Here is a 22099-nt window from a genome sequence, read left to right on the forward strand (position 1 = left end):
GTCGCGCTCGCGCAGCTGGCCCGCTCGATCGGCAGCTCCTCGTGGCCGGGGTCAACGACCCGGGCGGCGACCTCGAAGGCCGAGCGCAGCAGCGCCACGCCCAGCTTCGCCAGCGGGCCCAGGCACAGTGCGTCCTGCGGGCGCTCGGCGAGGTGACCGCCGACGAGCTGGCCCTGGACCCCGACACCACCCGCTGACCGCGCGGGTGCACCGGCGTCCGGCGACCGGCCGTCAGCTCCGGCTCAGGCCGACCAGGCGGGGTCCGTGCGCACCCGGTGCAGGACGTCCCCGCTGCTGCCGACCCCGGAGGTCCGGCTGCCCTGGTGGGCCCGGCGCAGCGCGTCCCGGGAGCTGACCAGCCCACCGACGGGGTCGGGCACGATGCCGCGGATGCGGTCGTCCCGGGAGTCCATGCTGTTGGGCAGGCTCATCACCAGGTCGGCGGTGAGCTCGCGCGGCAGCGGGGTCAGCCACGACGCGATCGTGGCGACCAGCCGGGGCGGCACGGGCGGGAAGGGCAGCCACAGGCGGCGGAGCCCGGCCTCGGCGGCGTAGGCCCGGATCAGCTCCGCGTAGGTGGGCCGCTCGCCGTTGGACACGTCGTAGGCACCGGCGGGCAGGCGGTCGCGGTCGGCCGCGGCGACCAGGTAGTGCAGGACGTCGGTCACGGCGATGGGCGACACCGGGTGCTGCATCCAGGTCGGCAGCGGGACCACCGGCACCCGGTCGGCGATGTGGCGCACCAGCTCGTAGGACGTGGACCCGCCGCCCAGGACGATCGCCGCGCGCAGCCACACGAGCTCGACGCCGGCCTCCCCGAGGGCGTCCCCGACGTCGGCGCGGCTCTCCAGGTGCGCGGAGAGCTGCTCCTCCTGGGGCACGAAGCCGCCCAGGTAGACGATCCGGGACACCCCGGCCTCCCGGGCGGCCGCAGCGAACGCCCGCGCGCTGTCGAGGTCCTGGGTGGCGAAGTCGCCCTCGCCGATGGAGTGCACGAGGAAGTAGGCGACCTCCACGGCGCCGGCCGCGGCGAACGCCCGGCGGCAGGAGTCGGCGTCGGAGACGTCCAGCGACACCTCGGTCACCGTGTCGGGCCAGTCGAAGTCGGCCAGCTTGGCCACCTCGCGCGCGGTCGCGACCACCTGGTGACCGGCGCGCTCGAGCTGCACGACCAGCCGGGACCCGATGTAGCCGGAGGAACCTGTCACCAGACAACGAGTCACCGGTGAGGGGTGCCTCCGCGCTGTCCCGCACAAACCGGAGGAGACCGGTCACTCACCCCGGCGGACGACGAGGCCCGCCGCACGGTGGGCGCGGCGCCGACGGTCAGGCCAGCAGCGCCTGCCGCAGCTCCGCGGCGTCGGTGCGCACCTGGGACAGCACCGGTGCGACGTCGCGCTCGCGCAGCTGGCCACAGCTGACCCGCTCGATCGGCAGCTCCTCGTGGCCGGCGTCCACGATCCGGGCGGCGACCTCGAAGGCCGAGCGCAGCAGCGCCCCGGAGAACGAGCCCAGGTCCCCGACCTGCTCCAGCGGCACGAGCATCCCGGCCGGGAAGCCCCACTGCTCCAGCGCGACCGAGGTCAGCCGCAGCGCCGAGATGCCGTAGCGCTGCACCTCCGCCGCCCGCCGTGCGTCGAAGGACCGGGCGCCGGCCGTCAGCTCGGCGTGGCCGACGGGGTCGTGGTGGTGCAGCAGCGCGACGCCCAGCTGGGCCAGCAGGCCCAGGCACAGCGCGTCCTGCGGACGCTCGGCGAACCGGGGCGCCAGGGTCGAGGCGGCCAGCGCCAGGCTGGTCGAGGTCTCCCAGAAGTCCTCGGGCAGCCGCGACTCGTCGTCGAGGTCGGTCAGCGCCACGGTGGCCATGGTGCGCACCGTGGCGAAGCCGATGACGGTGACGGCGAACTGCAGCGACGTCACCCGGCCGCGCATGCCGTAGAAGGCGGAGTTGGCCAGCTTCATCACCCGGCCGGCGAGGGCGACGTCGCCGGCCAGGATGCGGGCGAGCCCCTCGGCGCTGGCGTCGTCGCCGCTGGCGGTGGCGACGACCTGGGCGGCGACCGGGCGCTGGGCGGCCATCGTGTCGATGCTGGCCAGCACGCCCTCGAGGTCGCACAGCGGCGCGAGGGCCAGGGCGGGTGCAGAGATGGCGAGGGAGGTCACGAGGGCTCCAGGTCGGTGGGGCGCGGTCGGTGGGGCCCGGTCGGGCGTGCGGGAGGAGCGGCACAGCTGGCGCCCGGCAGGTGGCGCCCAGACGGGTGAGCTCCTCGGCCTGCTCGACGCTCTCGGCGACCGTGCAGAGCCCCACCTCGGGGCGGTCCGGCGGCAGGTGGCGTCCGCGCTGCCACGTGGTGCCTCCCCTCGCTGGTCGGGACGCAGCCGTGCGTCCTGAACATGACCTCGGCTCGTGGCCGGGTGCTCTCCAGCACCCCGGGCCGAACTCCCCCCAAGGTGGCGGTCCCCCGCTGCACCGGTCCCGGTGCGCGGGTCCGGCGTCCCGGTCGCCCCGCCGCGGGAGGACCGGGACGCCGGGTCAGCAGCCCCCGCCGCCGCCGCCGTCCCCACCGCCGCACCCGCCGCCGTCCCCGCCCCAACCGCCACCACCCCAGCCGCCACCACCCCAGCCGGCAGCGGTGCCGTCTCCCCCGCCCCAGCCGGCGATGCTGCCCGGTGACCCCGTCGACCACACGGCGCCGGAGCGCCGCGGGCGCCCTCCGGTGGACGGGGCGGGGTGGGCACCGAAGACCCGCCGGCGGAGGTCCTGGTCGGCCATGGCGACCACGCCGTCGAGGGCGACGAGGCGCTCCTGGCCGGCCCCGCCCTCCTGCCGCGCCTCGACCAGCACCCGGCGGCCCTCCCGGGTGGGCACCAGGGCCGGCCCCGACAGCCGGGCCCACCGCCCCGGTCGCAGCAGGCCCTCGGCCTGCAGCCGGTCGGCGACGGCGAGGACCCGCGGGTCGTCCTGGACCCAGGCGCGCAGGGTGTGCGCCGAGCGCTGCGGGCGGGGGTCGACCAGGCCGAACACGGCCGCCTCCACCGGGTGCACCGGGGCGGTGCCCACCGCGCGGAGCATGCCCCCGCCGTCGGCGCGCAGCCGACCGCGGACGAGGAGGGTGACCACCGCGGTGTCGGCCACCCGGGCGGAGCCGCCGGCCAGCTGGGCGAGGTCGTAGGTGTCGGTGCGGGTGCGGGTTCCGGTCATCGCTGTCCGTCCTGGGGTCGGTGCGGGTGGGGGGCGGCCGCTGCCGGAAAGGTCCCACCGCCGCCTCCTCCGACGGAAGGCCACTTGCAAGATTGCACGCACACGGTCAGGCTGCGACTCATGTCGGTCCACGAGACGCCCTCGGTGCGCGAGCGCCGGCTGGCCGCCGAGCTCCGGGTGCTGCGCACCGCGGCCCAGCTGCACGGCAAGGACGTCGCCGCCGCGCTGGGCTGGTCGCCGTCCAAGGTGTCCCGGATCGAGACCGGGCGCAGCGGCGTCTCCGGCGCGGACCTCGAGCGCCTCGTGCAGCTGTACGGGGTGCCCGAGCAGCAGGCCGGCCTGCTGCGCCGACTGGCCCCCTCGGCCCGCCCGCGCGGCTGGTGGGACGCCTACGCCGAGACCCTGTCGCCGGGCTACGCCAACCTCATCCGGATGGAGTCCGGGTCGCGGGCGCTGCGCTGCTACGGCGCACTGGTCCCGCACGCGCTGCTCCAGACCCCGGACTTCGCCCGCGAGGTCATCCTCTCGACCTGGGCGCGCCCCTCCCCGACCGAGGTCGAGCGCCGCGTGCAGGTGTGCCGGCGTCGGCAGGACGTGCTCGACGGCGACCGCCCCGGGGGCGCGCTGCAGCTGTCCGCCGTGCTGGACGAGTCGGTGCTGCGCCGCTGCGTCGTGCCCGGCGACCCGGCCCGCGACACCGCCGTCCGGCGCGGGCAGCTGCAGCGGCTGGCCGAGGTCGCCGCCCGGCCGGGCGTCCGGGTGCAGGTGCTGCCGTTCTCCGCCGGGCTGCCCCCGGTGACCGCCGGGTCGTTCTCGGTCCTGGACTCACTGGCCACCGCCACCGCCGACGTCGTCTACCTGGAGAACAAGACGCGGATCTTCTTCCTCGACGCCGAGGCCGAGGTGCACCGCTACACCCAGGCGTTCGACCTGATCAGCGAGATGGCACTGGACCCGGCACAGTCGCTGGCGCTGATCCGGCGCGAGCTGGCGGCCCTGCCCGGCTGAGCCGGGAATGCCCGGCGGTGTGGCAGGGTTCCACCGGCCAGTAGTTGCACTCTCAACCACCAGCACGAGGAGCACGCCATGCAGTTCGGGGTCTTCACCGTCGGCGACGTCACGCCCGACCCGACCACCGGCCGGGCACCCACCGAGGCCGAGCGGATCAAGGCGATGATCGCCATCGCGCTCAAGGCCGAGGAGGTCGGGCTCGACGTGTTCGCCATGGGCGAGCACCACAACCCGCCCTTCGTGCCCTCCTCCCCCACCACCGCGCTGGGCTACATCGCCGCCCGCACCTCGACGCTGCAGCTGTCGACGGCGGTCACGCTGATCACCACCAACGACCCGGTGAAGATCGCCGAGGACTACGCGATGCTGCAGCACGTCTCCGACGGCCGCGTCGACCTGACCATGGGCCGGGGCAACACCGGCCCGGTCTACCCGTGGTTCGGCAAGGACATCCGGGACGGCATCCCGCTCGCCGTGGAGAACTACCAGCTGCTGCGTCGGCTGTGGCGCGAGGACGTCGTCGACTGGTCGGGCCAGTTCCGCACCCCGCTGCAGGGCTTCACCTCCACCCCGCGCCCGCTCGACGGCGTCCCGCCGTTCGTCTGGCACGGCTCCATCCGCAGCCCGCAGATCGCCGAGCAGGCCGCCTTCTACGGCGACGGCTTCTTCCACAACCACATCTTCTGGCCCAAGGAGCACACCCAGCGGATGGTCGAGTACTACCGCCGCCGGTACGCCCACTACGGCCACGGCGACCCCGACCAGGCGATCGTCGGCCTGGGCGGTCAGGTGTTCATCCGGAAGAACAGCCAGGACGCCGTCCGGGAGTTCCGCCCCTACTTCGACAACGCACCCGTCTACGGCCACGGCCCGTCGCTGGAGGACTTCTCCTCCCAGACGCCGCTGACCGTCGGCTCCCCCGAGCAGGTCATCGAGCGGACGCTGGGCTTCCGCGACTACGTCGGTGACTACCAGCGCCAGCTGTTCCTCATCGACCACGCCGGGCTGCCGCTGAAGACGGTGCTCGAGCAGCTGGACCTCCTCGGCGAGGAGGTCGTGCCGGTGCTGCGGCGGGAGTTCGCCGCGCTCAAGCCCGCGCACGTGCCCGAGGCGCCGACCCACGCCAGCCTGGTCGCCGCGGCCGCCGGCGTGCCCGCGGTGACAGGGGCGCAGGCATGACCACCCGCACCCTGGCCGTGCTCAGCGCCGGCCTGAGCGTCCCGTCGTCCACCCGGTTGCTGGCCGACCGGCTGACCACCGCGACCGTGGCCGCCCTGCAGGCCCGCGGCGAGGACGCGACGGTCGAGGTCGTGGAGCTGCGCGCGCACGCCCACGACCTCGCCGACGCCCTGGTCACCGGCTTCCCCAACGCCGCGCTGCGGACGGCGATCGACACGGTGGTCGGCGCCGACGGGCTGATCGCGGTCACGCCGGTGTTCTCCGCCAGCTACAGCGGGTTGTTCAAGACGTTCTTCGACGTCCTGGAGGTCGGCGCGCTGACCGGCAAGCCGGCACTGCTCGGGGCGACCGCCGGCTCGCCGCGGCACTCGCTGGTGCTGGAGCACGCGGTCCGCCCGCTGTTCTCCTACCTGCGCGCGCTCAGCGTGCCGACCGCGGTGTTCGCCGCCAGCGACGACTGGGCCGGCGGCGGGGTCGACCAGTCCCTGTCCGAGCGGATCGACCGGGCCGCCGGCGAGCTGGCCGGGCTGGTCGCCGGACAGCCGGTGACCAGCCGGCCCGCCGACCCGTTCGCCGACCCGACGACGTCCTTCGAGGACCTGCTCAGGGGGCAGTGACCCCCGCGGGGGCGGTGGCCGTGCCCGCGGCTGCCGCCTCCAGCTCGGCGACGACGATCCGGCGCATGCCGAGCATCGCCTGCATCGCGCGCTGTGCGCGCTCGGGGTCGGGGTCTCCCAGGAGCTCGGGCAGCCGCACCGGGACGACCTGCCACCACAGACCGAACCGGTCCTTGAGCCAGCCGCACTGGGACTCCTCGCCGCCGTCGCTCAGCGCGTACCAGTAGTGGTCCACCTCGGCCTGGTCGGCGCAGGAGATCGAGAAGCTGACCGCCCAGCTGAAGCCGGCGTGCTCGGGGCCGCCGTTGAGACCCTGGTAGCCCTGGCCGTCGAGCGTCCACTCGACCACGAGGGCCGAGCCGTCGGGGTTGCGGTTCACCGAGGTGACCGCGGAGTTCGGGAAGACCGACGTGTAGAAGGTGGCTGCCTGCTCGGCCTGGCCGTCGAACCACAGGCAGGGTGTCTGGACGGGCATGGTGGGTCCTCTCCTCGGGGTGTGCAGAGGAGACCACCTGCGGCCGCCGAAGTCATCGGCGTCCGCGCCCGTCGTCAGCCGACCTTGATCGCCGAGACGTCGAACTCGATCTGCACGCGGTCGCTGACCAGCACGCCGCCGGTCTCGAGCACCGCGTTCCAGGTCAGCTGCCAGTCGCTGCGCTTGATCGCCAGCGCACCCTCGAAGCCCACCCGGGTGTTGCCGAAGGGGTCCTGCGCCGAGCCGGTGAGGGTGAAGTCGATCGACACCGGACGGGTGACGTCCTTGATCGTGAGGTCGCCGGTGACCCGGTAGACCTCGTCGTCGACCTGCTCTACGTCGGTGGAGGCGAAGCGCATCTCCGGGTAGCGCTCGACGTCGAGGAAGTCCGGGGAGCGCAGGTGCGCGTCGCGGTCGGGGGTGCCGGTGTCGATGCTGGCGGTGGCGATGCGCAGGTCGACGCTGCTGGCCACCGGGTGCGTCGTGTCCAGGTGGGCGGTGCCGGAGAACTCGGTGAACGCGCCGCGCACGGTGGTCACCATCGCGTGCCGGGCGCGGACGCCGATCCGGGTGTGTGCGACGTCGACCGTGTAGTCACCGGTGACGTCGGAGAGGGCGCTGGTGGCGGCGTCGAAGTCCGTCACCGCACCCTCGTCTGCACGGTGCTTGCCCACGTTGCGCGCTCCTGGTGTCGGAAGGGTCGAACGTGTCGATCGTGCACGACGGACCCCGCCTCAGGAAGAGGGGGTCTCCTCCCGGGCTGCGCTCAGTACCAGCCGGTGGCCTTCGAGTGCGACCAGGCGCCGCACGGCGAGCCGTAGCGGGCGTCGATGTAGATCAGCCCGGCGTCGATCTGGCGGTAGCCGTCGGAGGTCTTGGCGATCCCGGTGCTCTTCCAGGTCGAGTCCAGGAACTGCGGGATGCCGTAGGCGGTGCTGCGCGGGTTCTGCGCGTTCGGGTTCCAGCCGCTCTCCTTGCCCCACAGGCTCTCGAGGCAGGTGAACTCGCGGCTGTCGCCACCGAGCTTCCCCAGTGCGTAGTCCTGGAAGGAGCCCGACCCGCCCGACGACGCGGCGACCGGGGCCTCGGCGGCGGCCTTGGGGGCAGCCGCCTTCGGTGCCGGCGCGGCAGCCGGCGTGCTCTTCTTGGTGGCCTTCGCAGCGGCAGCCGCTGCCTCGGCAGCCTTGGCCTCGGCGGCCTTCGCGGCGGCGGCCTCGGCCTCCGCGGCGGCCTTCGCCTCGGCGGCCAGCCGGGCCTCCTCCGCCAGGCGGGCCTCTTCGGCGAGCCGGGCCTCCTCCGCCAGCCGGGCCTCCTCGGCGGCCTTGGCCGCGAGCACGGCCTGGTCCGCGGCGGCCTGCGCCTGGGCGGCGGCGGCCTGCTCGGCCTCGCGCTGGCTGCGGTTGCCGGCGAGCGCACCGAGGCGCTCGCCCACCTGGCCCGGCGTCACGGTCAGCTCGGCCTGCTGGGAGCTGAGCCCGAGCTGCGCGGCGATGCTGACCGGCTCGGTGGTCGCGTCGGCGAGGGCGTCCTCCTGGCCGAGGGTGAGGACGTTGACCATGATCGCCCCGGCGGCGGCGACGGCCACGAAGAGCGCGGGACGGCGGAGCCCCCCGGGGGTCAGCCGGCGGCCGGTGCGCGGCGTGGCGACCGGCCCGGCGAGGACCGCGGTGGCGGGGGCGTCCGTGGCGGGGACGTCGAGGACGTCGGTGGCCGGGGACTGGTCGTGCGAGGCGCGCGCCGAGGTGCGACGGGACATCGAGGGGGTGGACTCCGTTGGTCTTCCGCGGCCGCCTACCGGGTTAGCTGACGGATTCGGGCGGGAAGGCGCCCTACGCGCGCCGGGCGGTGGCCCGGAGCGAGATTCACCCCAGTGCTGCGGTGGGTCCCCGGATCGCTGTGGGCAGCGACTCGGCGGCATCCGGTACGGGCTCCCCGGGTGGGGACCTGACGTCCGACCGGACTCGGCCACGGTAGAGGCCGTGACCCGGTCGTGACAATCCCCGCCCGCCGATTTGTGAGCATCTGCCACGTTTGGCCTGCTCGCGGACGAGCCAGGGGCGCGCGTGTGACCGACGGCTCAGGGCAGTCGCCACACCGTCGTCCGCCGCACCTGCCCCCCGTCGGCGTCCGGCACGTCGTACTCGGCCTGCGCGACGAGGCCCTCCTTGGGCACGTAGGCCCGGCCGGGGTCACCGAGGAACACGGTGGCCCCGCGCAGCCACGCGGTGCCCAGGAAGGGCAGCACCCGGGCGGTCATGTCCCGGTCGTAGCAGACGTCCCCGGCCAGGACGACGTCCACGTCCGGCGGGTCCTCGCCCAGCACGTCACCGACGACCTGGACGCCGGCGACCCCGTTGAGCTCGCTGTTCAGCGCGATCGCGGTGTGCGAGTAGGGGTCGACGTCGCTGGCCACGACCTCGCTCGCCCCGGCCAGCAGCGCCGCCACGGCGACCAGGCCGCTGCCGGCGCCCAGGTCGAGCACCCGCCGGCCGGCGACCAGCTCGGGGTGGTCGAGCACGTGCCGGGCCAGCGCCTGCCCGCCGGGCCAGGCGGCGGCCCAGAACGGCGGGTCCTGCCCGGCGCCGCCGCCCTCGGTCTCCATCGCCTCCCACAGCGCGACGACGTCGTCGGCGACGTGCAGCTGCACCTCGGGCACCAGCGTGGGCCGGGCCGGCGTGGTGTGTGCCCGCAGGAACTCCGGGGAGACCGCGCGCGGCTCGGCCACCGGGCTCAGCCCTCGCCGCCGTCGCGGACCACGGTCACCGCGCACGGGGCGTGCCGGGTGACCTGGTCGCTGACCGAGCCCAGCAGCAGCCCGGCGAAGCCGCCGCGCCCGCGTGCGCCCACGACCAGCAGGTCCGCACCCTCCGCCGCCTCGACCAGGGCCTGCGCCGGGGCGGTGTGCACCACGTGGCAGGTGACGCCCGCGGCCCGCTCGGCGCCGAGCACGGCGGCGACGTCGGCCTCCAGGTCGGCCTGCACGGCGGCCTCGAAGTCGGTGAGGGGCGGCACGTAGCCGGACTCCCAGCTGGCCGGCTGCGGCGCGGTGGCGATCCGCCAGGCGCGCACGACGTGCAGCGGCCAGGAGGCCCGCTCGGCCAGCGTGGCCGCCCACACCAGGGCGTCGCGGGCGTGGTCGGAGCCGTCGTGGCCGACGACGATGCCGCCGTCGACGACCGCCCGGGTGCTGACGTCGCCGGTGTCGGCGCCGGCCTGCTGGACGACCGCCTCGTCCAGCTCGGCCTCGGGTGATGCATCGAACCGGTCGTTGCCTGCCTGGTCGCTCACGACGTCCTCCTGTGCCGGTGCACCTGCCCGGCCGCGGCCGGGCGCCAGGGTCGCCTGGCCTGCACAGCCTGTCGTACCGCACCGGCGCCGGTCCCCGCAGGTGGTCGGTCACGCCCGCAGCAGCCCGGCGAGCAGGTCCCGGTACGCCGCGTGGGCCAGCCGGAGCCCGGGCAGGTCGGCCGCGGTGCACCAGCGCAGCTCGTCGTGCTCGTCGGGTGCGGTGTCGGCCGGTTCGCCGTCCCAGCGGTCGACCCGCAGGACCGTCAGCCGCAGGTCGGCCTCCTCCAGGACGCCCGCGACGGCGCACCGGACGGCGGTGACGCCGAGCTCCTCGGTGAGCTCGCGCACCAGCGCCTGCCGGGGGGTCTCGCCGGGCTCGCGGTGGCCGCCGGGCAGGTCCCAGACGTCGGGGTACCAGCGGCGTGCCGGGCTGCGGTGGGCCAGCAGCACGGCGCCGTCCCGCACCAGCGCACCGGCGACGACGTCGTGCCGGGGTGCGGGGTCGGGTGCGGTCACCGTCGCCAGTGTGGGCGGCCGCGTCGAAGATCACCTCGGATCGCGCACCGGGCCGCGGTGCTCTTGACTGGACCACGACCGGCGGCAGCCCCTGCCGCCCGCATCGAAGAGGAGGACGAGGTCCATGGAGCACTTCACCATCGCCACCGTCGCCGAGCAGAGCGCCGACTTCCGGCGGGTCCTCTGGACCGGCGAGCACACCCAACTCGTGATCATGACCATCCCGGTCGGCGGCGAGATCGGCGAGGAGATCCACGACGTGGACCAGATCCTCACGTTCGTCAGCGGGACCGGCCAGGCGCAGGTCGGCGGGCAGAAGAAGAACGTGGCGCAGGGCGACCTCGTCGTCGTCCCGGCGGGCAAGAAGCACAACTTCCTCAACACCGGCGTGAACCCGCTGGTGCTCTACACGGTCTACGGCCCGGCCGAGCACGCCGACAAGGCCGTGCACAAGACCAAGGAGGAGGCCGACGCCCTCGAGGAGGCCGGCAAGGACGAGCCGCCGACCGAGGGCTGACCGCGCGGGGGGCGCCGGGAGCGGACAGGGCAGGCTGGTCGGGTGACGACGCAGCCCGGCATCTTCGCTCTCGGCACCCCCGAGCACTGCTATCTCGAGCTCGACCTGGACCCCGACCGGACCGGTGAGGACCTCGTGCGCGCCGTCGCCGGGCTCACCGGTCCGTTGTCGTCGGTGGGCGGGGTGAACGTCGTGGTGGGCTTCCGCCCGGAGCTGTGGGCCGGGGTCTCCCCCGCCGACGCCCCGGCCGACGCGGCGAGCTGGACCGAGGACCTGGTCGGTGCCGGTGGCTACCGGATGCCGGCCACCCAGCACGACGCGTGGGTCTGGGTCGCCGGCGGCAACCGGACGGCGGTGTTCGACAACGCCCGCGAGGTGCTCGCGGCACTGTCCGGGGTGGCCGCGGTCGGCCGTGAGGTCACCGGCTGGCTGTACCGGCACGACCGCGACCTGACCGGGTTCGTCGACGGGACCGAGAACCCCTCGCTGCTGACCGCCGCCGAGGTGGCCGCGGTGCCGGCGGGCGAGCCGGGTGCCGGGGCCAGCATCGTGCTGTTCCAGACGTGGCGGCACGACACCGGGTCGTGGGAGTCGCTGGGCGAGTACGGCCAGGAACGGATGATGGGCCGCACCAAGCCCGACAGCGTCGAGCTCCCCGACGACGAGCAGCTGCCCAGCGCGCACGTCGTCCGCACCACCGTCGAGGTGGACGGCGAGGAGAAGCAGATCTTCCGCCGCAACGTCGCCTACGGCGGGGTCACCGACCACGGGACGGCGTTCGTCGGGTTCGCCCGCGACCAGTGGCGGATGACGGAGATGCTGCGCCGCATGGCCGGGGCGGTCGACGGCGTCCGGGACGGGATCACCGGCTTCCTCACCCCGCTGACCGGGGCGTACTACACGTGCCCGTCGCTCGAGGCGCTGGCGCGGTTCGTCCCTGCGGACGAGGACTGACCGGTGGACGCGCCCGGCCCGGGCGCAGGGCCGGAGGGCGGTGCCCAGCCGGACATCGACCCGAAAGGTGGCGGGCCGGACGCGCACGACCCCGGCGCCGAGCCGGAGGGCACCGAGCCGGAGGGCGGGGACCCGGCCTGCTGGCTGGACCAGGTGTGCCCCGCGTGCGGCCGGCTCAGCGAGCGGACGGCGGCCGGCCGGTGCGCGTCGTGCGGGCAGGCCTGGGACGTCGACTGACTGCTCGACGTCCGGCGGCGGCCGAGGTACAGCCATCGGCCGGCCGGGGCCACGATCGACATCGGGACCGCGACCGTCAGGTGGCGGTCGGGGCTGGCTGGTCCGCGCGTGGTAGGCGGGCCCCACAGGTCCGCGTCACCGCAGCCGTCAGGCGGCGGAGCTGGTGCGTTGGGAGCCGTACCAGCCGATGAGCAGCTGGCTGCGGACCGCGGCGGGCAGTCCACCCCAGCGCAGCAGCGCGGCCCGGGCGGGCAGCGTGCTGGAGGCGGCGAGCTGACCGAGTTCACGGACCCGCTCGGGGCGGGGCGTGAACGGGCTGCGGTCGTGCAGCCCGCTGGCCAGGTGCGTGTCGAAGGCAGCCAGGATGTCGGCCTGGTGGGCCGCGTCGAACCACTGAGGGCTCCGCAGCGAGCTCTCCACGGCGTGGGAACGGATCACGAGGGACTCATCGGCAGATGCCGGTCCCGGCGTGACGTTCCCGCGTGACCACCTGCGGGGACGCGCGCGGCCACCGACCGTCCCCTGCGCTGCTGGGCCGTCCTCGGCGGGCGTGGCGGGAGCTGGTCCCGTGGGACTGGTCAGAACGGTGGCGGGTCGTCTGGACCGGCTCCCCGGTCCGGTGACCAGGAACCGCCGGTGAGCAGGAGCTCGGCCGCGGCCCCGCCCCCGACTCGACCCCGCACCCCGGTCAGCCGCAGGCCCGGTGGGTGGGTGGTGCGGGTGACCCCGCTGGGCGTGGTCACGGACAGGGTGCCGTCGGCGGTCATGGTGAACCGCCAGCCGGGGGCGTGGGTCTTGAGCCGGTGGTGCCGTCGGCACAGGCAGCACAGGTTGCTGCAGTCGGTGACCCCGCCGTCGGCGTGGGCGTGCACGTGGTCCAGGTCCGTCCGCGCCGCAGGACGACGGCAGCCGGGATGGCGGCACGTGCGGTCACGGGCCTGAACGAAGCGGCGTTGAGCCGGGGTGGATGTGTAGCGGTCGACCCGCGGTGGGCGTTCGAGCACAGGGCAGTCGCAGGCACCTGGCGGTGGGTGGTCCGACGCCCGGCGGAGGGGCCGGCCCGGTGCGGACGGGCCAGAGCCTGCGCACCCGTCGCGCCCTCGGCTCCGGGACGGGACGCGGGGCGGGCCCGGCAGGTGCTCCTGGCAGCCGCGACGGACCAGTCGTTGCAGCTCGCGACGGCTGACCGTCGCCCTCAGCGCCCCGGTGTCCGGGTCGACGAGCGCGATGTCCAGCGACCCGTCGACCGGTGCCTGCAGCCCTCCCGGGCAGAGCCCGTCCAGTTGCTCGAGCAGCTCTCGCAGCTGCTGGTGGGTGATCGGGGAGCCGTCCACCGAGGCGGCGTCCTCGTCGCTCGGCATCCAGGCCGACGGCGTCCGCCTCTCGTCTCCGCGCATCGGCGCCCGTGCCGGCGCAGCCTCGCTGGCATCGCGCCCGCCCAGAGCTGGCAGTGGCGCGATGACCTGCAGGTGTGCCGTCACCGACGGCCGGCTGGTGTCCCACGGCCGCAGGATCAGGTCCGAGAGCACGAGTGCGCGCAGCTGCCCGATCGGCCGCTCGTCGCCGTCGTCCTTGGCCATGCGGGCGTAGGTGTCCACGGTCTCCCGGCAGGCCGCAGCGACCGGGGTGGGCAGGTCGGCGATCAGCTCGGACATGCCGTCCCCGACCGGCCGCGTCCGCACATCAGCCGCCCGCTCGGCCTTCTTGCGTCGCCGGTCAGCGGCCGCGGCGTCCAGCGCGATCAGGGCAGCCGCCGTGCGCTCCCGTAAGCGCACCGGGGTCTCCCCCGCCACCGCCCACTCCAGTGCCTGCATCTCCACCTCGGCCACGACCGCTGCATCGACCGGGCCACCAGCGGCCTGCGACTGCCCCGCCAGCGCACGCACGATCGCGTTCGCCCGCGGCTCGTCCACCAGACCGTCAGCCAGCGCACCCCAGGTGGCCGGCAGCTCGTGCACCAAGGCCAGTGACCGCTCCACCAGCCCTGTTGCCGCAGCGAGCGAGATGCCCCGCATGAGCGCCAGCTCGTCGACCACGAACTCACTCACCCCAGGCACCCGAGCTGGTGACCAGCCCTCGACTGCGTGGCCGGGCTCGTCCTCGGTCAGGTCGGTCTGCGCCGGACGACGAGCAGCCAGCTGGGCGATCAGCACCGCGTCATAGGCCGCCAACTGACCCCGCCCGTCAGCGACCGCGCCCATCTCCCGCGCCAACTCGGTCTCCGAGAAGGACGCCGGCGCCAGCAGCTCCGCCAACCGTGACCGCCGCCGCGTCACCCCCACCGGAGGAGGCGGCAGAGCAGGCAGGGACTCGGCGCGGTCGACGACCGTCACACCCACCCCGTAGCCGCTGAACACACCCTGAACCTAGGCGAGGGGTACGACAGTTCTGGGGCATCGAGGAGCGCGCGGAGGACTCCCGAAACGGTCGTCCGGCCAGGCGGTGTGTCCTGATCCCGGGGCTCCGAACGGATCACTGAGCTGCCGCATGACACCGTCCGCGTCGGCCCGCGCCACGTCCAGCCGATCGACCCGGTGGACGACCAGCGCGACGTCCGGACATCTTCCGCCCGCCTCCCGGACGCGACCCGGGCCACGCGCACCCGGCCCGGGGCTCCGAACGGAAGCGGCGCTGCCGCCTGACCGTCTGCGCCAGCCCGCGCCACGGCCAATCGACCGACCCTGCCGTTCACCAGCGCGACGTCCGGACGTGGTCAGCCCGCCTCCCGGACGCGACCCGGGCCACCCGTACCCGAGCCAGGCGCAGCCCCAAAGCTGCGGCCCCTTGCGGCGGTTCGCGAGGAGCCCCGGGGCGAGGACCGGCCCACGCGCGCCAGTCGGTGGGCGCCCGACCGACCTACAGCCCGCCGGCCACCCGCAGCACCGCCCCGGTGCAGTAGCTCGCCTCGGGGCCCAGCAGCCAGGCGATCGCCGGCGCGATCTCGTCGGGCTCCCCCGCCCGCCCCATCGGCACCCGCGCGACCACCCGGTCCAGCCGGCCGGCGTCGCCGGCCCCGGCGTGGATGCCGGTGCGCACCAGTCCGGGCGCGACCGCGTTGACCCGCACGCCGTCGTCCGCGAGCTCCTTGGCCAGCCCCAAGGTCAGCGCGTCGACGCCGGCCTTGGCGGCGGCGTAGTGCACGTACTCGTGCGGCGACCCGAGCGTGGCCGCGCCCGAGGACACCGTGACGATCGCGCCACCGACCCCGCCCCGCCGCCGGGACATCACCTGGGCCGCACGCCGGGCGCACAGCACGACGCCGAGCAGGTTGACGTCGAGCACCTGCCGCACCACCTCGACCGGGGTGTCGGCGAGGTCGCCCAGGTGCGCGGTCAGCCCGGCGTTGGCCACCAGACCGGTGACCGGGCCCAGCTCGGCCGCCGCGTCGAACAGCGCGTCGACCTCGGCAGGGTCGGCGACGTCGGCCCGGACGGCGACCGCCCGCGCGCCCAGCGCCTGCGCCGCCGCCACCACGGCCCCGGCCTCGCTGCGGCTGCTGCGGTAGCCGACGACCACGTCGTGCCCCAGGCCGGCGAGGTGGACGGCGGTGGCGGCACCGATCCCCTGGCTGCCACCGGTGACGAGCGTGAGCGGACGCGCAGCGGAGGACACGCCCCGCAGTCTGCCGGGATCGTCGGACCCGCCGGGCAGACTCAGCGCGTGGACCACCCCTCCGACGCCGTCGTCCGGCGGCTGCACCCCCTGCTGGTCGAGGTGCGCGACGCCCTCCTGCGCGGCCTCGCCGTCAGCCGGGCCATCCACGCCGAGCACGGCTGGCTGGCCTCCGCCGACCGGCACCTGGACCACCAGCTGGTCCGCCGCGAGGCGATGGAGCGGCTGCGTCCCTACGCCGAGCACGCCGACGACCCCTTCGGCACCCAGCTGGAGCTGCTCGAGCCGAGCAACGACAACCTGGGCCTGCCGATGAGCGGGCTGATCCTGCGCACGCCCACCGAGGTGCTGCGGGTGTGGCACTCCGAGGACGGCGAGCTGCCGGCCGCCGACACGCAGGGCCTGCGCGAGTACTACGCCCAGCAGCCCACCGCCCAGCTGCACCTGCAGCTGCCCCTGGACGCCGTCCCCGGCGACCCGTCCCGCCGCGACAACCTCGCCCTGCTGTGGTCGGACTCGCGACGCCCGGGCCGCGACCCGGAGCTGGTGCGCTTCGACCTGGTCCGCCCGCGCGGGCACATCGGCCGCCGCGTCGACGTCGACTGGCACCTGGGCCTGCTCGACCGGCTCGGGCGCAGCGCCGCCTGAGCCGTCGCGACACGCGCCGCACACCCCCGGGGAGACGCGCGCGGTGTCGCCCGACACAATGGCCGCGTGCACAGAGGCAGAAGCGTGGACCCCGGTATCGCTCGTTCCTGGCTGCTGGTCAACGGCGCCCGCACCGAGCTCTTCGACGACGCGCACGCGTCGCGGGCCGACCAGATCGTGCTCGACATCGAGGACGCGGTGGACCCGGCGCGCAAGCCCGCCGCCCGCGCCGAGGTCGCCGAGTACCTGGCCAGCGGCGACAAGCGCGCGTGGGTGCGGATCAACGACCGGTCGACCGAGTTCTGGTCCGGGGACGTCGACGCGCTCAAGGGCCTGCCCGGCCTGGCCGGCGTGATGCTCGCCAAGACCGAGGCCGCCGAGCACGTCACCGAGACCTACGACCGGCTCGGCGGCGGCACCCCGGTGCTGGCCCTGGTCGAGTCCGCCCTCGGCATCGAGGAGGCGGTGAACATCGCCCGCGCCCGCGGCGCCTTCCGGCTCGCCTTCGGCAGCGGTGACTACCGCCGCGACACCGGCACCAGCGCCGACGACCTGGCGATGGCCTACCCCCGCTCCCGCCTGGTCGTCGCCAGCCGGGTCGGTGGCCTGCCCGGGCCGATCGACGGCCCCACGGTCGGCACCAGCCACCCGATCCTGCGCGAGCAGTCGGCGCTGACGGTCTCCCTGGGCCTCACCGGCAAGCTGTGCCTCCAGCTCGACCAGCTGCCGGTCATCAACGAGGTCATCAGCCCGGCGCCCTCCGACGTCGCCTGGGCCCGGGACTTCCTGGCCGACTTCGACGCCCGCGGCCAGGTCATCCGCGACGGCAGCGACCTGCCCCGCCTCGGCCGCGCCCGCAAGATCGAGAAGCTCGCCACGGCGTTCGGCGTCCAGCCCTCCTGACGAAGGTCGAAGGACCTCGTCCTCCTCACCACTCGCAAGCTCACGGCGAGCCTCGGGACGAGGCCTGACCCACCGCTCGCACGCTCGCGGCAGGCTCCGCAGAGAAGCCGTACGACGGCCCGTTCCCCTGGTGGGAGCGGGCCGTCGTCGGTGTCAGGGGTCGAGTCGGCCGATCACGGCGGTGCCGTCGAGGTCGTCGTCGGTGACCACCCGCGCGGTGAGACCGGCGGCGGCGACCAGGTCCTGCGTCCCCGGCGCCTGCCGGCGGCTGGTCTCGATCAGCAGCGACCCGCCGGGCGCCAGCCAGCGCCGGGCCCCCGCGGCGACCCGGCGGTGGACGTCGAGCCCGTCGGCGCCGCCGTCCAGCGCCGTCCGCGCCTCGTGGTCGCGGGCCTCGGGGGGCATCAGCGCGATCGCGCCGGTCGGCACGTAGGGCGCGTTGACCACCAGCACGTCGACGCGGCCGGCGAGCGCGGCGGGCAGCGGCGCGAACAGGTCGCCCTCGTGCACCGCGCCCCGCCCGGCCAGGTTGCGCCGGGCGCAGCGGACCGCGGCCGGGTCGACGTCCGCGGCGTGCAGCTCGACGCGCCCCAGCGCGGTGGCGATCGCCGCCCCGACCGCGCCGACGCCGCAGCACAGGTCCAGGACGACGGCGCCGGGCCGGGCCAGCTGCACCGCCGAGCGCACCAGCAGCTCGGTGCGCCGCCGCGGCACGAAGACGCCGGGCTCGACGGCGAACCGCTGACCGCAGAACTCCGCCCACCCGAGCACCTGCTCCAGCGGCTCCCCGGCGACCCGCCGCGCGACCCACCCGTCGAGCACGGCGGCGCTCGGTGCGGCGGCCAGCAGCAGCCCGGCCTCGTCCTCGGCGAACACGCACCCGGCGGCGCGCAGCCGGGCGACGACGACCGGATCGGGTGGACTCATCGCCGCCGAGTGTGCCGCCTTCCTCGCGGAACCGTTCCGGACCCCTACAGTGCGGCGACGACAGCGGGAGGACGGGGATGGACCGGCGGACCGACGACTTCACGGCCTTCGTCGCCGACTGCGAGCAGCAGCTGCGCGGCACCGCACTGCTGCTGACCGGCGACCCGGGGCAGGCCGACGACCTGGTGGTGGCCGCACTCGCCCGCACCCACCGTCGCTGGCGCCGCCTCGACTCCCCCGCCGAGGCGCTGGAGGACACCCGCGCGGCCCTCGTCGCGGCGGTGCTCGGCCGCACCCGGCTGCCGGCGTCCGGCGGCTCGATCGGCACCCTGTCCGGCCCGGACGACGGCCTGCACGACGGGCTGTACGACGGTCCGGACGGCGACCTGCACGGCGGTGACCAGCTCGATCCCGGCGACCGGCGCTGGCTGACGGCACTGGCCGACCTCGAGCCGACGGCCCGGGTGGTCGTCGTCCTCCGGCTGGTCGAGGGCCAGGACGAGGAGTCGGTGGCCACGCTGCTGGGCCGCTCGCCGCAGGAGGTGGCCGACGCCCTCGACGCCGCCGTCGAGACGCTGGGCGGCCTGCTCGACGCCGAGCCCGAACCGGCTCAGGCCGCCGCACCGGCTGCGGCACCGGCACCGGCACCGGCCGGCGCCTGGACGGCCGCACCGCAGCCGACCGGTGACCTGGACGCCGTCTTCCGCCGTCCGGGCGTCCCGGCACCTCCGGGACCGGTGCCAGCCCCGGCACCGGTCACCGCCCCGGCCGGGGCCGCGCCGGCGGACGACGGCGGCGACCCGTGGGCCATCTACCGGCGGCCGTCGTGACCGGCCCCGAGGCCCCCGAGGTCGCGGCGCGGCTGCGGCAGCTCGCGGCCCGGGTGCCCACCGCTCCGGTCGACGGGACGGCGGACACCGCCGGCCGGGTCCTCGAGGTGGGCCGGCACCGGCAGCAGCGCGTGGTGCGCTGGGTCGCCGCCGGCGTGGCCGTCGTCGTCCTGGGCGCCGCGGCGACCCTCGCCCGGCCGGACGTCACCCCGGTGGCGGCGGCCGCACCGACCGCCACCCGGACGGCCCCCACGCCGCCGGAGGTCTACGAGCAGCCGCCGCGCGGGTCGCTCGCCGACGACGAGGCGTTCCTCGCGCAGGCGGCGGTGCTGCCCTGGTCGACGCCGCTGGACCCCGCCACGGGCGGGGCCCCGGAGATCGAGCTGGACACCCGCCGGGTCGTCTACGCCGCCGACGTCCCGGGCGGGCACCGCTGGGCGCTGGTGATGGCGCGCTGGCGCCACCAGTGGGCGGTCACCTGGTTCTCCGGACCACGCGGCGCCGCGCCCACCGAGCTGACCGAGGCCCACCCCGCGGTCCCGTGGTCCGGCCGCGGGCCGCTGGCGCTGATGGACGCCTCGGCCCCCCGCGGCCCGCTCCTGGTGCTCGCCGAGCCGGGCGCCGCCGCCGAGTACTCCCCCAGCCTCGACCGCGCCCCCGACGGCCGCCTGGTCCGCGACTTCGACCCGCTCCCGGTGGTGGACGGCGCCCTGCTCGGCATGGTGACGACGCCGGTCACCTGGGACGCCGGCGAGGCGTACGTGCTGCGCGACACGGCGCGGAACCAGGTGCTGGAGGTGCTCTACACCGGGTCCCCGGAGTGGATGACCTGGTACGGGTCCCTCGACGGCCCACCCGACGAGGCGGTGCTGGCGGCCTGCCTGACCGGGCTCGGGTTCGACGTCGACGACGGCCCGGGCGAGCAGGACCTGAGCTACGGCATGACCCTGACCGAGGGGGAGAGCAGCGCCGAGAGCGCGGCGCGGGAGAAGTCGGCGGCCGACTGCCACGTCCAGGCCAGCCGCCCGTGACCGACGTCGGGCAGGACGTGGGCGCCCGGCTGACCCGGCTGGCCCGGCAGGCCCACCCCCCGGACGGCGGCAGCACCGTCGACCGCGTCCTGGACGTGGCGCGCTCCCGCCGGCTGCGCACCCAGCGCGGGGTCGCGGCCGCCGTCGCCGTGCTGGTGCTGGGCACCACCGCGACGCTCGCCCGGCCGGACGCGGCCCCCACCGTCCAGGCGGCCCCGGCCGACGCCTCGGCCACGCCGTCCGCCACCCGGCCGGCCGCCCCGTCCTCCCGGCCGCCCGCGCCACCGCCGGAGGTCTACGAGCAGCCGCCGCGCGGGTCGCTGGCCGGCGACCCGGAGTTCCTGGCCGGGGTCGCCGCGCTGCCCTGGTCACCGGCGATGGACCTCGAGAACGGCGTCGCGGCGGAGGTCGAGCCGGACACCCGCCGGGTGCTGTACGCCGCCGACGTCCCCGGCGGTCACCGGTGGGCCGTGGTCATGGCGCGGTCGCACCAGTCGTGGGCGGTGAACTGGTTCACCGGGCCGGCCGGCGCCGACCCGGCGGGCATGACCGAGGCGTCCTACCCCAGCAGCTGGTCCCCCACCGAGCCGCTGGCGCTCATGGACGCCTCCACCGAGGCTGTGCCGCTCGTGGTGTTCGGCGACCCCGGCATCGGCTACGAGTACTCGCCCAGCCTCGACCGGGCGCCCGACGGCAGCCTCGTCCGCGAGTTCCAGCCGCTCCCGGTGGTCGACGGCGTGCCCCTGGGGGTCGTGCCCAGGCCGGTCGTCTGGGGCGCCGGCGCACTCCGCCGGTCCACCGGGGAGGACCGCTCCACGGACGACGACCGGACCCCCGGGGACGGCTGGTCCCCGGGCGGGGACTTCCGCTACGTCGGGGCCGCGCCGTGGGAGAGCTGGTACGGGGAGGCCGCCGGTCCACCGGACATGGCGGTGCTGGTGCCCTGCCTGACCGCGCTCGGCTACGACGTGACCGTCGGTCCGGGCGAGAGCGAGTACGGCTGGAGCGACCCGACGACGGTCGAGCGCAGCAGCACCGAGCAGGCGGTGCGGGAGAAGGCGACCGCGGACTGCCAGAACGCAGCCAGCGGTGGGTGAGCGGCGCCCGCTGCGTCGGGAGCCCGGGTGACCGACGCCGAGCAGGACGTGCGCGCCCGGCTCACCCGGCTGGCCCGCCAGGCCCGCTCCCCGGAGGACGCCGGCACCCTCGACCGCGTCCTGGACGTGGCCCGCTCCCGCCGGCTGCGCGCCCTGTGCTGGCTCGCGGCCGCCGTCGCTGTCCTGGTGCTGGGCACCACGGCGACGCTCGCCCGGCCGGACCCGGTCCCCGCCGTCCAGGCCGCCCCCGCCACCCGGACCGGTCCCCCGCCACCGGCGGTGTACGACCAGCCCCCGCGTGGGTCGCTCGCCGGTGACCCCGCGCTCGTGGCCGAGCTGGCGGCGCTGCCCTGGTCGGCGCCGCCCAGCGGCAGTGGGTACTCCCGCCCCTTCGACCCCGCCACCCGCCGGGTCGTCTACGCCGCCGACGTCCCGGGTGGGCACCGCTGGGCCGTGGTGATGGCCGGCAACGGGTCCCAGTGGGTGCTGAACTGGTTCGCCGGGCCGAGCGGGGCCGCACCGGCGGACCTGACCGAGGCCTTCGGGCCGGTGCAGGTCTCGGCCGCCGACCCGGTGGCGCTGATGGACGTCTCCGCGGACACCGGGCCGCTCGTGGTGCTCACCGACCCCGGGGTGACCGCCGAGTACTCCGCCACCCTCGACCGGGCCCCCGACGGCAGCCTGGTCCGCGACGTGGTGACCCTGCCCGAGGTCGACGGCGTGCCCCTGGGCCTCGTGCGCGGACCGGTCGCCTACGGCCCCGGCACGTCCCCGGAGCTGCACGTGCGCCGGGACGGGGCGCGCACCTCGGTGGACCTCCTCCTGACGACCGGCACCCCGCCGTGGGCCAGGACCCAGTTCCCCACGAGTCCCCCCGACCGGGCCGCGGTCGCCGAGTGCCTCGTCGCGAACGGCTTCACCGTCGAGGCGGCACCGCCGAGCGCGGGGGTGTACTACGAGGACCCGCGGACCGGCGACCTCTCCAGCGCCGAGCAGGCCGACCGCGACCGGACGAGCGAGGACTGCTTCCTCGGCGCCGTCCCGGAGTGAGGCCG

Annotated in this window: 26 protein-coding genes and 1 riboswitch; of the genes, 13 read left to right on the forward strand and 13 right to left on the reverse strand. The window is 75.8% G+C overall.

From position 1 onward, the window contains the following. Nucleotides 1-41 precede the first annotated feature (41 nt). The gene (locus O2W14_RS10385; RefSeq protein WP_269176012.1) at nucleotides 42-197 is read left to right on the forward strand and encodes a hypothetical protein; all 156 of its coding nucleotides are present in this window, start codon (nucleotides 42-44) and stop codon (nucleotides 195-197) included. A gap of 45 nt (nucleotides 198-242) precedes the next feature. Here the strand turns inward: O2W14_RS10385 and O2W14_RS10390 are convergent, their stop codons facing one another. The 3 genes from O2W14_RS10390 to O2W14_RS10400 form a co-directional block, all read right to left on the reverse strand. Continuing rightward, nucleotides 243-1208 (reverse strand): NAD(P)H-binding protein, encoded by a 966-nt coding sequence (locus O2W14_RS10390; protein ID WP_269176013.1) that lies wholly within the window; start codon nucleotides 1206-1208, stop codon nucleotides 243-245. Nucleotides 1209-1326: 118 nt separating this feature from the next. After that, entirely contained in the window at nucleotides 1327-2163 is an 837-nt protein-coding gene (locus O2W14_RS10395) for an HDOD domain-containing protein (protein WP_269176014.1), read from the reverse strand. A gap of 370 nt (nucleotides 2164-2533) precedes the next feature. Continuing rightward, complete coding sequence (locus O2W14_RS10400; protein ID WP_331253586.1) at nucleotides 2534-3406, reverse strand: TIGR04222 domain-containing membrane protein; 873 nt, start codon at nucleotides 3404-3406, stop codon at nucleotides 2534-2536. Here O2W14_RS10400 and O2W14_RS10405 point away from each other — a divergent pair. From O2W14_RS10405 to O2W14_RS10415, 3 genes are all read left to right on the forward strand, one after another. Further along, on the forward strand, nucleotides 3323-4210 hold the full coding sequence (locus O2W14_RS10405) for a helix-turn-helix domain-containing protein (protein WP_269176016.1): 888 nt from the start codon (nucleotides 3323-3325) through the stop codon (nucleotides 4208-4210). The two genes, O2W14_RS10400 and O2W14_RS10405, sit on opposite strands and share 84 nt — an antisense overlap. Nucleotides 4211-4288: 78 nt before the next feature. Then, the gene (locus O2W14_RS10410) at nucleotides 4289-5392 is read left to right on the forward strand and encodes an LLM class flavin-dependent oxidoreductase (protein ID WP_269176017.1); all 1104 of its coding nucleotides are present in this window, start codon (nucleotides 4289-4291) and stop codon (nucleotides 5390-5392) included. Further along, nucleotides 5389-6009 (forward strand): FMN reductase, encoded by a 621-nt coding sequence (locus O2W14_RS10415; protein WP_269176018.1) that lies wholly within the window; start codon nucleotides 5389-5391, stop codon nucleotides 6007-6009. Before O2W14_RS10410 ends, O2W14_RS10415 begins: the two co-directional genes overlap by 4 nt. Here the strand turns inward: O2W14_RS10415 and O2W14_RS10420 are convergent. The 6 genes from O2W14_RS10420 to O2W14_RS10445 all read right to left on the reverse strand — a co-directional run bounded on the left by O2W14_RS10420 (nucleotide 5996) and on the right by O2W14_RS10445 (nucleotide 10288). After that, nucleotides 5996-6484 carry a VOC family protein gene (locus tag O2W14_RS10420; protein WP_269176019.1) on the reverse strand — a complete coding sequence of 163 codons (489 nt, stop codon included), beginning with the start codon at nucleotides 6482-6484 and terminating at the stop codon, nucleotides 5996-5998. The two genes, O2W14_RS10415 and O2W14_RS10420, sit on opposite strands and share 14 nt — an antisense overlap. A gap of 74 nt (nucleotides 6485-6558) precedes the next feature. Then, nucleotides 6559-7128, reverse strand: coding sequence for a YceI family protein (locus O2W14_RS10425; protein ID WP_269176020.1), 570 nt, complete (start codon nucleotides 7126-7128; stop codon nucleotides 6559-6561). A 122-nt stretch (nucleotides 7129-7250) separates the two neighbouring features. Then, a complete protein-coding gene (locus O2W14_RS10430; RefSeq protein ID WP_269176021.1) occupies nucleotides 7251-8240 on the reverse strand; it encodes a transglycosylase SLT domain-containing protein in 990 nt (329 codons plus the stop codon). A 17-nt stretch (nucleotides 8241-8257) separates the two neighbouring features. Further along, a riboswitch (cyclic di-AMP (ydaO/yuaA leader) is annotated at nucleotides 8258-8408 on the reverse strand. Nucleotides 8409-8561: 153 nt separating this feature from the next. Continuing rightward, nucleotides 8562-9209, reverse strand: a complete 648-nt coding sequence (locus O2W14_RS10435) for a class I SAM-dependent methyltransferase (protein ID WP_269176022.1) — start codon at nucleotides 9207-9209, stop codon at nucleotides 8562-8564. Nucleotides 9210-9214: 5 nt separating this feature from the next. Then, nucleotides 9215-9772, reverse strand: coding sequence for a universal stress protein (locus O2W14_RS10440; protein ID WP_269176023.1), 558 nt, complete (start codon nucleotides 9770-9772; stop codon nucleotides 9215-9217). Nucleotides 9773-9880: 108 nt separating this feature from the next. Beyond that, the gene (locus O2W14_RS10445) at nucleotides 9881-10288 is read right to left on the reverse strand and encodes an NUDIX domain-containing protein (RefSeq protein ID WP_269176024.1); all 408 of its coding nucleotides are present in this window, start codon (nucleotides 10286-10288) and stop codon (nucleotides 9881-9883) included. Nucleotides 10289-10412: 124 nt separating this feature from the next. Here O2W14_RS10445 and O2W14_RS10450 point away from each other — a divergent pair, with 124 nt between their 5' ends. The 3 genes from O2W14_RS10450 to O2W14_RS10460 are packed head-to-tail and all read left to right on the forward strand — an operon-like array spanning nucleotide 10413 to nucleotide 11996. Continuing rightward, the gene (locus O2W14_RS10450) at nucleotides 10413-10805 is read left to right on the forward strand and encodes a cupin domain-containing protein (RefSeq protein WP_269176025.1); all 393 of its coding nucleotides are present in this window, start codon (nucleotides 10413-10415) and stop codon (nucleotides 10803-10805) included. Nucleotides 10806-10847: 42 nt separating this feature from the next. Continuing rightward, complete coding sequence (locus tag O2W14_RS10455; protein ID WP_269176026.1) at nucleotides 10848-11759, forward strand: Dyp-type peroxidase; 912 nt, start codon at nucleotides 10848-10850, stop codon at nucleotides 11757-11759. A gap of 3 nt (nucleotides 11760-11762) precedes the next feature. Further along, a complete protein-coding gene (locus O2W14_RS10460) occupies nucleotides 11763-11996 on the forward strand; it encodes a hypothetical protein (protein ID WP_269176027.1) in 234 nt (77 codons plus the stop codon). Between the two features lie 147 nt (nucleotides 11997-12143). Here the strand turns inward: O2W14_RS10460 and O2W14_RS10465 are convergent, their stop codons facing one another. The 3 genes from O2W14_RS10465 to O2W14_RS10475 form a co-directional block, all read right to left on the reverse strand. After that, nucleotides 12144-12434 carry a hypothetical protein gene (locus O2W14_RS10465; protein WP_269176028.1) on the reverse strand — a complete coding sequence of 97 codons (291 nt, stop codon included), beginning with the start codon at nucleotides 12432-12434 and terminating at the stop codon, nucleotides 12144-12146. A 140-nt stretch (nucleotides 12435-12574) separates the two neighbouring features. Beyond that, entirely contained in the window at nucleotides 12575-14251 is a 1677-nt protein-coding gene (locus O2W14_RS10470) for an HNH endonuclease signature motif containing protein (protein ID WP_269176029.1), read from the reverse strand. Between the two features lie 601 nt (nucleotides 14252-14852). Beyond that, nucleotides 14853-15608, reverse strand: coding sequence for an SDR family oxidoreductase (locus tag O2W14_RS10475; protein ID WP_269176030.1), 756 nt, complete (start codon nucleotides 15606-15608; stop codon nucleotides 14853-14855). A gap of 48 nt (nucleotides 15609-15656) precedes the next feature. Here O2W14_RS10475 and O2W14_RS10480 point away from each other — a divergent pair, with 48 nt between their 5' ends. After that, complete coding sequence (locus O2W14_RS10480; RefSeq protein WP_269176031.1) at nucleotides 15657-16256, forward strand: hypothetical protein; 600 nt, start codon at nucleotides 15657-15659, stop codon at nucleotides 16254-16256. Nucleotides 16257-16340: 84 nt separating this feature from the next. Next, a complete protein-coding gene (locus O2W14_RS10485; RefSeq protein WP_269176032.1) occupies nucleotides 16341-17159 on the forward strand; it encodes an HpcH/HpaI aldolase/citrate lyase family protein in 819 nt (272 codons plus the stop codon). A 153-nt stretch (nucleotides 17160-17312) separates the two neighbouring features. Here O2W14_RS10485 and O2W14_RS10490 read toward each other — a convergent pair whose 3' ends face one another. Further along, nucleotides 17313-18086 (reverse strand): putative protein N(5)-glutamine methyltransferase, encoded by a 774-nt coding sequence (locus O2W14_RS10490; protein ID WP_269176033.1) that lies wholly within the window; start codon nucleotides 18084-18086, stop codon nucleotides 17313-17315. A gap of 77 nt (nucleotides 18087-18163) precedes the next feature. On the opposite strand from O2W14_RS10490, the gene O2W14_RS10495 reads away from it, so the two are divergent. The 4 genes from O2W14_RS10495 to O2W14_RS10510 are packed head-to-tail and all read left to right on the forward strand — an operon-like array spanning nucleotide 18164 to nucleotide 22094. Then, nucleotides 18164-18916: a hypothetical protein gene (locus O2W14_RS10495; RefSeq protein WP_269176034.1), complete on the forward strand. Its 753-nt coding sequence runs from the start codon at nucleotides 18164-18166 to the stop codon at nucleotides 18914-18916. Further along, a complete protein-coding gene (locus O2W14_RS10500) occupies nucleotides 18913-19947 on the forward strand; it encodes a hypothetical protein (RefSeq protein WP_269176035.1) in 1035 nt (344 codons plus the stop codon). The genes O2W14_RS10495 and O2W14_RS10500 overlap by 4 nt, the downstream gene beginning before the upstream one ends. After that, nucleotides 19944-21044 (forward strand): hypothetical protein, encoded by a 1101-nt coding sequence (locus O2W14_RS10505; protein ID WP_269176036.1) that lies wholly within the window; start codon nucleotides 19944-19946, stop codon nucleotides 21042-21044. Before O2W14_RS10500 ends, O2W14_RS10505 begins: the two co-directional genes overlap by 4 nt. A gap of 27 nt (nucleotides 21045-21071) precedes the next feature. Beyond that, nucleotides 21072-22094 (forward strand): hypothetical protein, encoded by a 1023-nt coding sequence (locus O2W14_RS10510; RefSeq protein WP_269176037.1) that lies wholly within the window; start codon nucleotides 21072-21074, stop codon nucleotides 22092-22094. Nucleotides 22095-22099 lie beyond the last annotated feature (5 nt).

The organism is Modestobacter sp. VKM Ac-2986 (assembly GCF_026967795.1).
Classification (GTDB): domain Bacteria; phylum Actinomycetota; class Actinomycetes; order Mycobacteriales; family Geodermatophilaceae; genus Modestobacter.